Below are 13111 nucleotides of genomic sequence, written 5' to 3' on the forward strand. Positions count from 1 at the left end.
AAAAAGGGGAATGACAATGAACAACAACAACGAATTCATGCGAATAGACAGGCGCTCCTTCCTGGCGGGCGTCTCAAAACTGCTGGGAGTTTCGGCGCTATCCTCCATCCTGCCGTCAATCGTTGCGGCATCAGAGGTTAAGGACACGCTTCGCATCGCGATCGCCAAGCCCGCCGGGGATATCAATCCTCACAAATACACCGGCCTGTGGGGCGTTCAGGACCTCGTTTTCGAGCCGCTGGTTAAATACGGCCATGACGGTAAGATCGAGCCAGGGCTGGCGACCGAATGGTCGGTCGAAGACGGGGGCAGGCTGCTTAAGCTCACCTTGCGCAAGGGCGTGACTTTCCACGACGGCACTCCGTTCGACGCCGCGGCGGTGGAATGGAACCTGAAGAGGTGGATCGGACTCGAAGCGAACAACTGGATGAATTCGTCCCGGCTTTACGCCGGAACGGACATCGTCGACGACGATCACGTCAATGTCCGGTTCAAGGAACCGGTCCTCGGCCTGCTCCAGGAGTTCGCTTACGTCCGGCCAGTCAGGCTCCTCAGCCCCAAGTCGGTCTCTGGGGACGGTAGCTATAAGGCACCCGTCGGCACGGGACCGTGGCATCAAGCGACTGCCGGGAATGAGGGCAGTGCCTTCGAGCGCTTCGACGCCTACTGGGGTGACAAGCCCTCTTTCAAATATCTTGAGGTAAAAGTCCTTCCGGACTCGCGCGGCCGCATGGCAGCGTTGCGCGCGGGCGACGTGGATCTGATCGGCGGAGCGTTTGTGTCGCCTTTGACCGCAACGGAAGCAGAGACGCTGAAGGGAGCGGGCATCGATGTCGTCATCGATCCCGGCACCACCACAATGATTATGGCCTTCAACACTTCCCGCGTCGAAGCGCTGAGGGACCCGAAAGTCCGCAAGGCGATCAACCTCGGCATCGACCGGGCTGCGATCTCGCAAGTGCTTTACCGCGGTCTGGCGACCTCCACTGGCAACCTGTTCTCCGAAACCGTTCCGTATTCGGGGAAGCGCTTCGATGTGCCTAGGCGGGATACCGAGACCGCAAAGTCGCTGCTCGAGGAGGCAGGCTGGGTCGGGGGGCCTGTCAGGCAGAAGGACGGCAAGGAGCTTGCCATTGAACTGGTCGTTAGCGAGGAGCAAGTACCGGGGTCCCGATCCGTCGCGGAAGTGATCCAGTCCGAGCTCCAGGAGATTGGCGTCACGCTCACGATCCGCTCGGTGGATCATGCGTCGCGGCACAGCGACATTCCGGAGCGCAAGTTCGATCTCGCTTTCTTCCAGACGTTCGGCGCGCCATACGAACCTTTCGGGACTGTGGTGGGCCTGTTCCTATCCACCTATGACAACGGCGTGGACGGCAAGCTCTTCATCGACCCCGAGCACCTCGATCCGTTGGTGCTCGCCGCGATGTCCGCGCCCGAAGGCGAGATGGAAGCAGCTCTACAGAAGGTCTATGACTGGCTGCACGACAACGACGCCATCGCGCCGCTGCTCTTCGTTCCGGGCATATGGGCGCATGCCGCTCGGGTGAAGGGCTTCCAGAGCCCCGCGACCGAGTACGACATGCCCTACGAGAATATCACACTGGCGGAGTAGGATACGGCCGTGTTCGCCTTCATCGCTAAAAGGGCCCGCAACGCAGTCTTGTTGCTGTTTCTGGCGTCCGTTCTATGCTTCGCGCTCGTGGTATCCGCTCCGGGCAACGTGGCGATACTCATCGCCGAGCTGCGGACGCCGACGGCCACCAAAGCCGATATCGCCAAGGTCGAGGAGGAATTGGGGCTCAACAAGCCGCTTCTCGAACGCTACGGCTTCTGGCTGAACGGAGCGATCCACGGCGACTTCGGCATTTCCTACAAGACGGGCGAGGCGGTCGGCGCGTCCCTCAAGAGCCGCCTTGCCGTGACCGCCACCCTCGTTGCGGGCGGAGCGGTCGTGGCTTTCTTGCTGAGCCTGTTCGTCGGCTTCGTAGGCGCGCTCTGGGCACATAGGGCGCCAGACGTGGTCACCCGAGGGAGCGCTCTTCTGGGCGCTTCGACTCCGTCCTTCTTCGTCGGAGCACTGCTGGTCTACGCCTTTTCGGTCACGTGGCACGTCTTTCCGACCTTCGGGTTTGCCGGACCCGTCAGTTGGGTGCTTCCATGCCTCACTCTGGGATTTCTTCCCGCAGCAGTTCTGAGCCGCGTCGTCCGAGTTGGCTTCGAGGAGGCGATGGCCAAACCTTATGTCCTAACGGCCATGAGCAAAGGACTGTCAAGGACGAGTATTCTGGTTCGCGACGCGATCCCGAACATCGCGCCGACGTACTTGAACGCCTTGGGAACGCAGATCGGGACGATGGTCGTGGGCGCGGTCGTTGTCGAACCTCTGTTCGCTTGGCAGGGCATCGGCGACCTCTTCCTGACCGGGGTGAGATTCCGCGACTTCATGGTCGTGCAGGCCTGCCTTCTGGTCTTCATCACGTTCTTCATCATCCTGAACGTCGTGGTCGACATCTGCATTACGCTGACCGATCCGCGCCTTAGACTTCAAAGGAGCTGAACATGCAGCCAGTCAGGCCACTCCTGAAGGCCATTGGCGCCTTCCCGCGCTCGGCGGTATTTACTATTGGCGCGTTCGTTCTGTTGGGACTGCTCGCACCCTACATCGCGCCACATGATCCGAATGCGCAAGACCTGCTGATCGCTGGCCAGGGCCCGACGCTCGCCCATCCGTTCGGAGTCGACCATCTCGGGCGCGATACATTGAGCAGGTTGATTGTGGCGGCTCGGACGTCGCTGGTCGGAGTCTGTCTCGTCCTTGTGTGCGCGCACGCCATCGGCATCGCCATCGGCACGATTGCCGGATACCGGCGGGGCTGGACGGACGAACTGCTGATGCGCATCGTTGACGTCGGCCAGGCAATCCCCAGCCTCATCGTCTCACTTGCGGTGATCGGCATTGCCGGAGTCAGCTACTGGAACATGATCCTCGCGCTCGCGCTCGCCTGGTGGCCGGGTAGCGCCCGCATAAGCCGGGCCGTGGCTGTCAACACCATGAACAAGCCCCACATGGAGGCCCTAAGAGTATTGGGCGCAAGTCCCGTTCGCATTTACTTTGTCCATCTTCTTCCCACGACGATCGGGGCGGTGCTCGTATATGCCACGGCCGACGCCGGAGCAGTCGCGCTCGCAATCGCAACGTTGAGCTTCCTCGGGCTGGGCATCCAGCCGCCGACGCCTGAATGGGGACAGATGTTGGTCGACGCGCTTCCATATCTCGAGTCCGATCCGCGCCAGGTCATCCTGCCGGGGCTGACCCTGACTTTAGCTGTCATCGGATTCAACATCCTCGGTGAAGCGGTCGCCCTCAACAGAGTTCCGAAGCCGCTGACCTCCCGGATGCTCGCGGCCCGTCGCCGGGTAACCGCATTCTGGGCCAAGGAGGCACGGCCATGAGTTCTGAACCGATACTCCGCGTCAAAGATCTGACCATAGACCTGCTGACGGCGCATACCGTGGTCCGCCCAGTCGACGGAGTAGCCTATGAACTGAGCCGTCGAGAGACCCTCGCGATTGTGGGAGAAAGCGGTAGCGGCAAAACGGTCACCTGCTTTGCGCCTCTCGGCCTGATGCCCGTGGGCGTCCAGGCGGATATATCGGGCTCCATTTTGTTCGACAGCCGCCAGCTCGTCGGATCGGACAATGAAACGCTTCGCAGCCTGCGCGGAAAATCCATTGGCTTCATTTTCCAGGACCCGATGAGCGCGCTCAATCCCGCCCGCCGGGTCGGACGGCAGATAGCCGAAGTAGCCGAGCTTCACCTCGGCATGACCGCAAGAGCTGCGGAAACCCGGGCGCTTGAACTTATCAAGATGGTCGGGATGTCCGACCCCGAAATACGCCTCAAGCAGTATCCCCATGAGCTTTCGGGCGGTCTCCGACAGCGTGTCATGATCGCAATCGCCATTGCCGCCGAGCCGACACTTCTCGTAGCCGACGAGCCGACCACCGCGCTCGACGTGACGGTCCAGGCGCAAATCCTCCGACTGCTGAAGGAAATCCAGTCCAGAATGGACATGGCCATGATCTTGATCACGCATGACATGGGTGTCGTGGCGGGCGCGGCCGACCGCGTAATGGTGATGTACGCGGGGCGCCACGTCGAAACCGGACCGACCGAGCGTGTACTCTCCCAGCCGCAGCATCCCTATACGATGGGCCTCATCGACGCAATTCCGAGGAAACAGGACGCAATCGGATCGCGTTTCCGTGGATTGCCGGGCGTTCCGCCCATCCTTGGCGCGCCGATCACAGGGTGCGCTTTCATGGCCCGCTGCGGATACGCTGTGGATGCCTGCGGCGAGCGGCGACCGCCGTTCTTGCCGACGGCAGTTCCGGGTGTGTCAGCCGCCTGTCCCGTTCTGAATATTCGGGCGAAGGAGTGCGCATAATGAGCGCGGTACTCGAAGTCGAGCATCTGGTCACCAGCTTTCCAAGTGCCAAACGTGGCCAAACGATCAAAGCGGTAAACGACGTCTCAATCCACCTCAATCAAGGCGAGATCGTCGGCTTGGTGGGGGAGTCTGGCTGCGGCAAGTCCACGCTCGGCCGTTCGATCGTCGGCTTGGAAAAACCCCAATCCGGACGTGTCGTTTTTGATGGCGTCGACCTCGGCTCCTTGAGTGGACGCCGTCTGCGGGAAGCGCGTCGGGCAGTTCAGTACGTGTTCCAGGACCCCTATGCATCGCTGAATGATCGCCAAACTGTGGGCGAAGCCATAAACGAAGCCCTCACCATTGCAGGTTTGCGTTCGCAAACGGAACGCGAGGGGAGGATCGCTGAGCTCCTCAACCAAGTCGGTCTGGCGACGACGGTCCGGGACAGATTCACCCGTGAACTCTCAGGCGGCCAGAGGCAACGCATCGCGATCGCGCGCTCGCTGGCCGTAGAGCCGCGGGTTTTAATCTGCGACGAACCGGTCAGCGCGCTAGACTTGTCTATACGGGCGCAGGTCATGAACCTATTCTTCGACCTCAGAGAGAAGCTCGGCGTGTCCTGCCTCTTCATCGCGCATGACCTCGCGCTTGTCAGGCAGGCGGCGAGCCGGGTCTACGTGATGTATCTCGGCAAGGTGGTGGAAAGCGGTAGCTCGGAAGAGGTCTACCGGAATCCGAGCCATCCCTACACCCAACTCCTTCTCGCGTCTGTCCCCGAGGCTGATCCTGCCACCGAACGTCGGCGCAACCCTCCGTTGATCACGGGCGAAATCCCAAGTCCGACGAATCCGCCCTCCGGCTGTTTCTTCAGGACGCGGTGTCCCCTTTCAGTGGAAGCTTGTGCGGAGGCTGAGCCTGTGTCGCAAGAAGTAAGCTCAATGCACAAGGCGGCGTGCAGGTTCGCCGGCGACCTATTCGCGAAACGGGTCTCGGCCGCATGATTAAACGTCAGATCTAGCTGAGCGTGCGGGACCTGATGCGTTGCGCATTCTGGTGGCGAAGCAGAGATTTGCGCTCCTTCCTTCCGGTACCGGGCCGGCAGTGAGTGGGAAAGCGCTCTGTCGGCAGCCCTGGTTACTCAGGCGGGCCGGGAGGATCCTCTTGCCGGTTATTATTCCGCTTCTTGTAGCGTTGGCTTAAGTGCCTGCCATTGCTCGTGAGACATGGTTGGCAGGTCACACTGGTTGCGAGTGGTCGAATAAGCCGTTATCATTCTGGGCGGCATCGTCTGCCAGATCGTGCAGCTGGTTGTCTCGATCCGCGACCGCGAGATGCTTCGTGTCACCGGCGATCCCTGGGACGGTCGCACACTGGAATGGTCCACGGCGTCGCCGCCGCCGGCCTGGAACTTTGCCGTCTTGCCGCATGTGGCCGAGCGCGACAGCTACTGGGTCGCGAAGCAACGCGCCAACGCACAGCAAGCTCAACCGGTGCCACCGCGCCCGTACGAGCCGATCGAAGTACCGAAGAACAGTCCAGTGGGGGTCGTCAACGCCTTCTTTGCCGTCGTCATTGGTTTCGCCCTGATCTGGCACATCTGGTGGATGGCCGGGCTGGGGCTGATCGGCACCTTTTGACGATCCTCATCTTCGCGTTTCGGGGTGAGGACCCGCCAGCGCCGATGCCGGCGCCCTCGTGCTGGCCATCGCGACGCTCAGCTTTCTGGGCCTGGGCGTTGCACCGCCGACGCCGGAATGGGGCCAGATGCTTGTCGACGGCATGAGCTACATCGAGGAGTTCCCGCGCCTCGTCGTCCTCCCTGGTCTAGCCCTGACGCTGGTTGTAGTCAGCTTCAACCTCTTGGGTGAAACATTTGCGCTGCAAAAGGTGCCGCGGCCGGTTCGCGGGGGAATGCTGCGCAAGCGCAAGCTGGCGCGGGCTCGCGAAGAGGCCGAGCGCGATGCCGTCGAAACGGGAACGGGTTCGACATGACGACGACAAGCCAATTTACGCGTCGAGAATTTGATCATCGATCTCTATGCAACTTCCGTATCCGTCCGGGCGGTCGATGGCGTCTCATTCAGCGTTCGGCCCGGCGAAACGGTGGCGGTCGTCGGGGAAAGCGGCTCGGGAAAAACGGTCATGACGCTCGGCCCTCTCGGCCTGCTGCCCGAAGGCGTGACTGTAGCGATGCGCGGGACGGCTCAGGCCGACGGGAGCGACCTGATCGGCTGGGGCCCAGGCAACTGTCCGAGCTTCGCGGCCGCTACTTTGGGGTGATCTTTCAGGATCCGATGAGCGCGCTCAATCCGATGCTGAAGATCGGCCCGCAACTGGCACGCCAGGCGCGCCGCTTCGCCGGCCTGTCGTACGAGGCTGCCCGCAGGCAAGCGGTGCATCGTGCTCTATGCCGGGCAGGTAGCGGAAGAGGGAATCGCCATGGACGTCCTGACGCGGCCCGTTCACCCCTATACGCGCGGGCTGCTTGCATCGGTGCCGGGACTTTCGGTCCGACGAAAGGGCGACGACCCGCGAGATACCGGGCCTGCCGCCAAGCCAGATCAGGCTGGAACCGGGTTGCCGTTTCGCCGACCGCTGCGAACTGGTCGAACCAGGTTGCCGAAAACACCGTCCGCCGCTGCAGTCGATATCGGTCTCGGCAAATCCGCATCGCGTGGCCTGCCCGGTCGTGATCAGGCGAGAGGGGATTGCAGTTCATGTCTGATCCCGCCGCAATCGAGGTCAGGGGGTTGAAGGTTCATTTCCAGAACCGCGAGGGAACGGGCGCGGTCCGGGCGGTCGACGGCATCGATCTGAGCATTCCGCGCGGAGCCTTCCACGGCATCGTCGGCGAGTCAGGCTGCGGAAAGACGACGCTCGCCCGCACCATCGTCGGCCTGCAGAAGGAGAGCGAAGGCACGGTCCTGATCGCCGGCAGAAACCGCGCCGAATGGTTGAAGTCAGACAGGAAGTCGTTCAGCCGGGAGGTCCAGTTCGTCTTCCTGGGTTCGATGAGCCGGCGGCAGACTGTCTGCCAGGCGCTTGAGGAACCACTGCAAATCCATCGCCTCGGTTCCTCCGCCGAGCGACCCCGGCGCATCGCCGAGCTTCTGGACCTGGTCGCGCTGCCCCAAACCGTGCTCGACCGCCTGCCGCGCTCGCTTTCCGGCCGCCAGCGCCAGCGCGTTTCGATCGCCCGTGCGCTTGCCTTGAAACCGTCGATCCTGCTTTGCGACGAGCCGCTGAGCGCGCTCGATGTCTCGATCCGGGCGCAGATCGTCAATCTGTTCACATCGCTGCAAAGACAGCTCGGCCTTACCATCGTGATTGTCGCGCATGACCTCGCAATCGTGCGCGAAGTCTGTTCGGACGTGACTGTGATGTATCTCGGCCGCATCGCCGAAACTGGCGTGGCACGGCCGCTGTTTCGCGAACCCGCCCATCCGTACAGCCAGGCGCTGCTGTCCGCAGTTCCTTCGCCTGACCCGCGCATTGAGGCCGACCGCCGCCGCATCATCCTCGCAGGCGACCCGCCGAGCCCGAGCAATCCACCGCCGGGCTGCCGGTTCAACACGCGCTGTCCGGTGGCGATGGATATCTGCCAGTTGGACGAGCCCCAACTGCGTCCCGTTCCTCATAGCGGCGTCGCCGCCTGCCATCTGGCTGAGAGTGATCACCGCCCGGTGATCTGACAACGAATGGCAGTTGGTCTTCCGAGAATAACGTTAAGCGCCGTCTGCCGGCGTCTGATCTCGCTGCGACGGGATTAGATTGGCCTACCACCACCCTCGCACGGCGGGGAGGCCGGAGCGGACGCGCGATTCGCGTCCGGGTGTGAAAAAGGTGAACTCCTGCGTGTCCAACAAGCCGTAGCGAGACGCGATGTCGTAATAGCAAGCGGCCTCAACGCTGGCGGCGGCCTCTGCTCCACCGATGCAGGCCACCGAGCAATCCGATCTTGAAGATTACGAAAAGGGCCACGAGTGCAATCACTGTGTAAGAGATCGGATTTGAGGCGTCGCTTAGACCGCGCCACGATAGCCACCAGGGCGCGCCTGCGTGCATGGCGATCAGCACGACGATGCCTAGCACTAGGCCTATGGTGTGCAGGTGGCTCATGGCTGCAGGCCGTGCCGGGCCTGAGGATTCTTCCGTGCCGAGAGCGACAAACCTATCGCGAATACGGGCGACGTCGGCGGCCGCCGTGGCTAGCACGAACTGCAGGTTCTTCGTGCCAACCGCGCCGCTAGCGACGATGTTGAGACCCGAGTCCCGGAATTCCGTTATGATGTCGTCGACTGTGCTGACGCCGTGACGGTGGAAACGATCGATGAAGCCTCCATCCTGTGGCGCTTGCACGAAGTCGACGGCGAGTACGCGACCGGATGGCTTCAGGACTCTGTGTATCTCATGAGCCATCTGATTACGTCCATCGCCAGAAAGATGATGGAGCATCAGCGTCGTCGTTACGACATCGAATTCGGCATCCCGGAACGGTAATGCCTGGGCGGCGGCCTTTTCAAAGGTGACCTTCAGACCGACTCTTCGAGCCTTCGCACCCGCCCTGGTGATCATCTCCGGTGACGCATCGATCCCGTGCACGGTGCCCGTCGGCCCGACCTGCTGCTTGGCAAGTATAGCGAGCGTTCCCGTCCCGCACCCTATATCGAGGACGGACTCTCCAGGTTCGAGCTGCGTCAACCGGAGGATCTTTTCGCGAAAGGCGCGTTCGCGGCCTAAGGTGAACAGCCAAGTCATCAGATCGTAGCGTGCTGCCCAATGTATGACGCGGCCGGGGGCGCCGGCTCCGCTGTTGTTATGCCCATGTTTTCTCATCAGAGACTCCTTGGCCACTCTCGCCGGTTGATGGACATCATGTTCGGAAACTGACATGGTATCCGGGAACGCGTCAACGACCATTCGCGGCAGAATGTCCGGTACCGCACGGTCCTCTGCCATCTGACCGGAAAAAGCTCATGGGAACGGAAAAGACGATAGACCGCCGTGTCGCCCGGACCCGGTCGACTCTTCACCATGCGCTGATCACTTTGATCCTGAGAAAGGGATATGAAGCAATTACCGTCGAGGACATCTGCAATGAGGCAAACATCGGCCGATCGACCTTTTACGCGCACTTCACCAGCAAGGACGACCTCAAGCGCAGCGGCCTGGACGATCATCTGCGCGCCATGCTGGTCGAACGCCAGCGGCATGCGCTTGCAGCGCCAGGCGAGCTGAAAGATCGCAGCTTGGGGTTCGTGCTCGGTATGTTCGAGCACGCGCGTGAACATATAGATCTCTACCGAGCTCTGGCCGGGGGCCGCGGTGGGACTATTGTGCTCGGCAGCATCCGCGAGATTCTATGCGATCTCGTGCGCGCGGAGCTTGCCGCAAACAAGGACAGGAAGCTTCCCGATGTCGTGCCGAACGAACTGATCGTCCAGTTCGTCGTGGGTGCCTTTCTGTCGGTGCTGATCTGGTGGCTCGACGGCGGCGCCAAATTGCCGCCGCAACAAGTCGACCAGATCTTCCGGCGTCTGGCCACCGAGGGCGTCCCGTCGGCTTAGATATCAGGCCGAAGAACTGTGAAGCAGTCAGTTGCACTGCCGGCGTTGCCGATTCACCAACCACCGGCTTTGTTCGACGCATGTCCTTGAGGTCGCGATACACCGCCGTGAGGTCTGTCGACCAACGCCTCCGATACGTGGCTTGCGGCCGTCAGACGGCCGTCGGCGTGGACAGCAGCCACAGCCCGAAAACCGTATATCCGACCATAAAAACGGTCAGCGGAAATTGGCTGAGCGCCGCGCGGCTGCGCGCCGGATGCAAACGGAACGCCAGCCCATGCGCGACCAGAACGGCAAGTATATGGCCGCCGATGATCGCCGCCGCCTGAAAGTTCCAGATGATCCACGCTGCATCGGAGCCCATGATCACTCCCGCCCCGACATTCATGTGCGCCGTGCCGAATAGGTTCCATCCCCGATCAAACGGATCCGAAATAGCGACGAGCGCATTCTGGCCGTTCACCAGGAGGGCCGTCAGATAGTGGGAAAAATGATAGGCGAGCGCGATCGGGACGATCGACCAGACAAGGAGCCCGACCGCTTTTCCGAAAGAGATGCTCCCGGCCAACCGCTCACCGACAAACACTGCGGCGAAGAACACGGCGACAAGTGCGATAAACATCAGCACAAGACCGGCGCTGTTGATTCCGACCAATGCCGAGCGCCCCGGAAATTCGAGCGGATTGACACCATTCGCGCCCAGCCAAGAGAAGGTCTTCGACAGACCGTCGAAGGACACCGAGCTCAACGTCAGCAACAGAAAGAGCATACCGCTCGCCGGTAAGGCTTGCGCGCTCCACAATTTCGCTCCAGGCCAGCAGAGTGAGAGGGCGCGCCCCCCGCTTGGGTGGTCCGGCGTCGTTTCGACGATGGCGAAGCGTGACACCATGCGGAAGAACGCGGACAGAAACTCGCCGCGCCGGCTCCAGCCTTCGTAGCCGAAGATGATCATGCAGACGAAGGTCGAGAGCCAGTAGGCCATGAGAGCGAACGCAAGCCGCGCCGGATCTTCGGGCGCCGGATAGATCAGCTCGAACCAGGCGAAGCTTGCAAACAAAATCAACGCCGGCCAGTAAGCCAGTCCTTGTGGCATTGTGCGATCGCGGAATGCCGGGAAGACGCTGGAGAAAATGCGCCACGGCCCGTACCACGGGTTTGTCCACGACCAAACATTGCCGAATACGCCCTGAAGCAATGTCAGTCCGACCCAGACCAGCGTCCACACCGTTAGCGGAAGTGGATTCGACAGCGGATCTCGGCTGCCGAGAATTCCCGCCGCCACGAGTATGGCGAGAACCGCGAAGGCGAGCGTGCTGATCCAAATGCGCGCGGCGTCGCCGAATTGACCAATTGGCAGGCGGGATGCCGAAATGCGTTCGAGCAGCCTGGGCGGGAGGACAGCCAGAACCAGAAAACTCGCGGCTACGGCCACCGCCCCGCCCACGACATAATATCCGGTCGGCAGGAGCATGACATAGCCGCGCTCGGAAGCATGGGCAAAGGCTGGGGTTGTGAAATGCGGCACGAGGGCAGCAGCTGATAATGCGATGCCCAACGCTCTCGCAGAGATGCTTTTATGTTCGCTGTCCGCCGCCATCCATCCGTCTTGCCACATGGCATTTGCGAAGGAAAGCGGACTACTGCTCGCGCAAGTGGAGGTGCCAAAGTGGGTGCCCGACTTCGTGCTGGCCCCCAAAGCCCGCTTGGTGAACAGGCCATATGATGCAGCTACGACTTCGAGTCGAGAGTTGCGTTGTGGACGACGTTCTCGTCCTCTGCCGTCTGCTGCAATACGTGGCAGCTGTGCCTGCGCCGGCCGGCGGCGCATTATCTTCGAAACAGGACCGGAGCGCCCACCGCCAGGATCGTCGACGTGCAGAAGTTGTGGGCCGAACATCTACTAATGGCCGGAACTCGCGGCGCTGTCGATCCTGTTTCGCGAACGCCTGGTGTATTCCTTCGAGAGTCGGCCGCGCTTGTTCGACATTATCTCGCGCAGCATCGAAGGCGTCGCCGGCCTGATCCTGGGCCGGCGTCGCGGTCTGGCAGGTCGCTGCGCGCTGACCAGGCTCCGGATGGATTTCTGATTTGCGTCTGCCCATCCGGCCGGCGCATGGGCTGGCGGGAGAGGTTCGCTAGTTCAGGATCTGGGCAAGGAACAGTTTGCTGCGCCGGTGACGCGGATGCGAGAAGAATTCCGAGGGCGTGTTCATCTCAACGATCTCGCCCTGGTCCATGAAGACGACGCGGTCGGCGACCTGGCGGGCAAATCCCATCTCGTGCGTGACACACAGCATGGTCATGCCATCCCCAGCCAGCGCGACCATCGTGTCGAGCACTTCTTTGACCATTTCCGGATCGAGTGCCGACGTCGGCTCGTCGAAGAGCATGATTTTCGGGCTCATACAGAGCGCACGCGCGATCGCAACCCGCTGCTGCTGACCGCCTGAAAGCTGGCCGGGATATTTGTGCGCCTGGTCCGGAATCTTCACCCGTTCCAGATAATGCATGGCGGTCTGCTCGGCTTGTGCGCGCCGCATCCTGCGCACCCAGATCGGCGCCAGCGTCAGGTTCTCCAGAATGGTCAGGTGCGGGAACAGGTTGAAATGCTGGAACACCATGCCGATGTCGCGGCGAATTAGGTCTATCTTCTTCAAATCATTGGTGAGTTCGACGCCGTCGACGACGATCTGTCCCTGCTGGTGCTCCTCCAGCCGGTTGATGCAACGGATCATGGTCGACTTGCCCGAGCCCGAGGGCCCGCAGATCACCAGCTTTTCGCCGCGAAGGACTGTCAAGTCGATGTCCTTCAGCACATGGAAGTTCCCGTACCACTTGTTCATCCCGGTCATTTCGATTGCCGGCGGATCATTGGGATCGGTCATGGGCGGAACGCGCTTGGCGGCGGACGATAACATCACAACATTTCCTAGTGAGCGGTTGGGCCGCGCCGCTCCAGGAAGTCGGCGAAGCGGGCGAATGAGAATGAGAGTGCGAAGAAGATCGCCCCGATAAACAGGAACGTCTCGGCCGCTGGCGATGGCCAGTCCGGGTCGGCCAGCGCCGCTTTACCGGAGCTGATCAGGTCGAACAGGCCGACCACCAGGA

General features: G+C 61.6%; 14 protein-coding genes. 11 read left to right on the top strand and 3 right to left on the bottom strand.

Translation table 11 applies throughout. The features are described 5' to 3' along the window. Positions 1-16: 16 nt before the first annotated feature. The 10 genes from NKK47_RS31435 to NKK47_RS31480 all read left to right on the top strand — a co-directional run bounded on the left by NKK47_RS31435 (position 17) and on the right by NKK47_RS31480 (position 8128). Positions 17-1615, top strand: a complete 1599-nt coding sequence (locus NKK47_RS31435) for an ABC transporter substrate-binding protein (RefSeq protein ID WP_352579530.1) — start codon at positions 17-19, stop codon at positions 1613-1615. A gap of 9 nt (positions 1616-1624) precedes the next feature. Next, positions 1625-2560, top strand: coding sequence for an ABC transporter permease (locus NKK47_RS31440; RefSeq protein ID WP_352579531.1), 936 nt, complete (start codon positions 1625-1627; stop codon positions 2558-2560). A gap of 2 nt (positions 2561-2562) precedes the next feature. After that, positions 2563-3456 carry an ABC transporter permease gene (locus NKK47_RS31445; protein ID WP_023680719.1) on the top strand — a complete coding sequence of 298 codons (894 nt, stop codon included), beginning with the start codon at positions 2563-2565 and terminating at the stop codon, positions 3454-3456. After that, positions 3453-4451 (top strand): ABC transporter ATP-binding protein, encoded by a 999-nt coding sequence (locus tag NKK47_RS31450; RefSeq protein WP_352495658.1) that lies wholly within the window; start codon positions 3453-3455, stop codon positions 4449-4451. Before NKK47_RS31445 ends, NKK47_RS31450 begins: the two co-directional genes overlap by 4 nt. Beyond that, on the top strand, positions 4451-5437 hold the full coding sequence (locus NKK47_RS31455) for an ABC transporter ATP-binding protein (RefSeq protein WP_352579532.1): 987 nt from the start codon (positions 4451-4453) through the stop codon (positions 5435-5437). The genes NKK47_RS31450 and NKK47_RS31455 overlap by 1 nt, the downstream gene beginning before the upstream one ends. A 330-nt stretch (positions 5438-5767) precedes the next feature. Next, positions 5768-6073 (top strand): hypothetical protein, encoded by a 306-nt coding sequence (locus tag NKK47_RS31460; protein WP_352579533.1) that lies wholly within the window; start codon positions 5768-5770, stop codon positions 6071-6073. Between the two features lie 58 nt (positions 6074-6131). Next, positions 6132-6428 carry an ABC transporter permease family protein gene (locus tag NKK47_RS31465; RefSeq protein ID WP_023722500.1) on the top strand — a complete coding sequence of 99 codons (297 nt, stop codon included), beginning with the start codon at positions 6132-6134 and terminating at the stop codon, positions 6426-6428. Positions 6429-6458: 30 nt separating this feature from the next. Beyond that, positions 6459-6716, top strand: coding sequence for an ATP-binding cassette domain-containing protein (locus NKK47_RS31470; protein ID WP_352579534.1), 258 nt, complete (start codon positions 6459-6461; stop codon positions 6714-6716). 120 nt (positions 6717-6836) lie between these two features. Beyond that, positions 6837-7190, top strand: coding sequence for an ABC transporter ATP-binding protein (locus tag NKK47_RS31475; RefSeq protein WP_352579535.1), 354 nt, complete (start codon positions 6837-6839; stop codon positions 7188-7190). Then, a complete protein-coding gene (locus NKK47_RS31480; RefSeq protein ID WP_352579536.1) occupies positions 7154-8128 on the top strand; it encodes an oligopeptide/dipeptide ABC transporter ATP-binding protein in 975 nt (324 codons plus the stop codon). The genes NKK47_RS31475 and NKK47_RS31480 overlap by 37 nt, the downstream gene beginning before the upstream one ends. A gap of 211 nt (positions 8129-8339) precedes the next feature. Here NKK47_RS31480 and NKK47_RS31485 read toward each other — a convergent pair whose 3' ends face one another. Next, on the bottom strand, positions 8340-9356 hold the full coding sequence (locus NKK47_RS31485; protein ID WP_352579537.1) for a methyltransferase domain-containing protein: 1017 nt from the start codon (positions 9354-9356) through the stop codon (positions 8340-8342). 56 nt (positions 9357-9412) lie between these two features. Here NKK47_RS31485 and NKK47_RS31490 point away from each other — a divergent pair, with 56 nt between their 5' ends. Beyond that, complete coding sequence (locus NKK47_RS31490; RefSeq protein ID WP_023722494.1) at positions 9413-10003, top strand: TetR/AcrR family transcriptional regulator; 591 nt, start codon at positions 9413-9415, stop codon at positions 10001-10003. Positions 10004-10154: 151 nt separating this feature from the next. Here NKK47_RS31490 and NKK47_RS31495 read toward each other — a convergent pair whose 3' ends face one another. Then, complete coding sequence (locus NKK47_RS31495; protein WP_352453300.1) at positions 10155-11600, bottom strand: hypothetical protein; 1446 nt, start codon at positions 11598-11600, stop codon at positions 10155-10157. Positions 11601-12138: 538 nt separating this feature from the next. Then, positions 12139-12921: an amino acid ABC transporter ATP-binding protein gene (locus NKK47_RS31500; RefSeq protein ID WP_352455528.1), complete on the bottom strand. Its 783-nt coding sequence runs from the start codon at positions 12919-12921 to the stop codon at positions 12139-12141. Between the last annotated feature and the right edge of the window lie 190 nt (positions 12922-13111).

The sequence above is a fragment of the Mesorhizobium sp. M0019 genome (genome assembly GCF_040323975.1).
Lineage (GTDB): Bacteria > Pseudomonadota > Alphaproteobacteria > Rhizobiales > Rhizobiaceae > Mesorhizobium.

Excerpts from the sequence above, each read along its gene's own strand:
- NKK47_RS31500 (WP_352455528.1), bottom strand. The coding sequence starts at position 12,921 with ATGTTATCGTCCGCCGCCAAGCGCGTTCCGCCCATGACCGATCCCAAT.
- NKK47_RS31460 (WP_352579533.1), top strand. The coding sequence starts at position 5,768 with ATGCTTCGTGTCACCGGCGATCCCTGGGACGGTCGCACACTGGAATGG.
- NKK47_RS31480 (WP_352579536.1), top strand. The coding sequence starts at position 7,154 with ATGTCTGATCCCGCCGCAATCGAGGTCAGGGGGTTGAAGGTTCATTTC.
- NKK47_RS31490 (WP_023722494.1), top strand. The coding sequence starts at position 9,413 with ATGGGAACGGAAAAGACGATAGACCGCCGTGTCGCCCGGACCCGGTCG.
- NKK47_RS31495 (WP_352453300.1), bottom strand. The coding sequence starts at position 11,600 with ATGGCGGCGGACAGCGAACATAAAAGCATCTCTGCGAGAGCGTTGGGC.
- NKK47_RS31455 (WP_352579532.1), top strand. The coding sequence starts at position 4,451 with ATGAGCGCGGTACTCGAAGTCGAGCATCTGGTCACCAGCTTTCCAAGT.
- NKK47_RS31485 (WP_352579537.1), bottom strand. The coding sequence starts at position 9,356 with ATGGTCGTTGACGCGTTCCCGGATACCATGTCAGTTTCCGAACATGAT.
- NKK47_RS31445 (WP_023680719.1), top strand. The coding sequence starts at position 2,563 with ATGCAGCCAGTCAGGCCACTCCTGAAGGCCATTGGCGCCTTCCCGCGC.
- NKK47_RS31435 (WP_352579530.1), top strand. The coding sequence starts at position 17 with ATGAACAACAACAACGAATTCATGCGAATAGACAGGCGCTCCTTCCTG.
- NKK47_RS31450 (WP_352495658.1), top strand. The coding sequence starts at position 3,453 with ATGAGTTCTGAACCGATACTCCGCGTCAAAGATCTGACCATAGACCTG.